Origin of the sequence: Elstera litoralis (genome assembly GCF_000963705.1) — a bacterium.
Lineage (GTDB): Bacteria > Pseudomonadota > Alphaproteobacteria > Elsterales > Elsteraceae > Elstera > Elstera litoralis.
The window spans coordinates 1-1,193 of record NZ_LAJY01000709.1 but is presented as its reverse complement, the minus strand read 5'-3'; the positions used below and the strand labels follow the sequence as shown (position 1 = coordinate 1,193).

Here is a 1,193-nt window from a genome sequence, read left to right as displayed (position 1 = left end):
GATCGTAAAAGGCATAGCTCTAATGCCTTTTCGGCTGGTGAGAAAATTACACGGATATTTCCGATTTCGCAACAAGTGCGCTATATCATAAAGGTCTATCTTTGCTCAGGAAGGACGATATGACTGGTTCCTCAAGCGGTACTCTGGCGCTCATTCAAGCGCGACTGCAATCCACCCGCCTTCCTGGTAAGGTCTTGGAAATATTGGGGGATCGCCCGATCCTTGCCTGGGTCGTCCGGGCTGCACAAGCGATTCCCGGCGTTGATCGCGTCGCCATTGCAACCTCAAATGAAACGGCCGACGATGCCATCGTCGCCTGGGCGGCACAGGCGGGTGTTACCGTTCATCGCGGCTCGGAAAAGGATGTTCTAAGCCGCTTTTCCGATGCGGCTACGGCCGATGGGGCTGATATTATTATGCGCCTCACGGCGGACTGCCCCCTGCTCGATCCGGCGGTCGCGGGCATGGTGCTCCGTCTTTTGAAAGCCACCAGCGCCGATTATGCTCGAACGTTGATCCGGCCACATGGCCCGATGGGCTCGACTGCGAGGCCTTCACGCGCGAGGCTTTGCTGATCGCCCATCGCGAGGCCGCCCGCCCGTCCGAGCGCGAGCATGTCACCCCGTTCATCCGTGCCAACCGCGCCCGCTTTAAAGTCGAAACGCTTATCAATCCCATTCCGGGGCAAACCCGCGAACGTTGGACGGTCGACACCCCTGAAGATCTCGCCTTCTTGCGCGGCGTTGTTGCCGAACTTGGGTGCGATGCGATCCCGACCCACGGCGCGGTTCTGGAACTGCTCGATCAACAACCCGGCTTGCGCGCCGTTGGCCAGCGACAGCAGCGCAACGAAGGCTATGCCGAGTCCATCGCCCTCGATCCCGTTCTCTCTTATGGCTACGCAACCTCGGACGCGCTGTTGAAAAGCGCCCTCGATGTGGTGCCGGTTGGCAGCCAAACCTTCAGCAAATCCTATCTTCAATTACCGAATGGGGCGGCCCCGCTGTTCCTTACCCACGGCCAGGATGGGCGGGTTTGGGATGTGGACGGCAATGAGTATGTCGACATGATTAGCAGCTTAATGCCGATCGTGCTGGGCTACCGCGATGCCGATGTCGACTACGCCATTCGCAACCAACTCACGCGCGGTATCAGCTTCAGCCTTCCGACAACTCTGGAACAGGAGTTGGCGC

The 1,193-nt window shown here is 59.0% G+C and carries 2 protein-coding genes; both read left to right on the top strand.

Annotated elements, in window-relative coordinates; translation table 11 throughout:
• The first annotated feature begins 119 nt into the window (after positions 1-119).
• Positions 120-575 (top strand): cytidylyltransferase domain-containing protein, encoded by a 456-nt coding sequence (locus tag VZ95_RS19200; RefSeq protein ID WP_084627933.1) that lies wholly within the window; start codon positions 120-122, stop codon positions 573-575.
• The coding region (locus VZ95_RS22535) for an aminotransferase class III-fold pyridoxal phosphate-dependent enzyme (RefSeq protein ID WP_156995424.1) at positions 569-1,193 on the top strand (625 nt) is incomplete at its 3' end. The genes VZ95_RS19200 and VZ95_RS22535, both read left to right, overlap by 7 nt.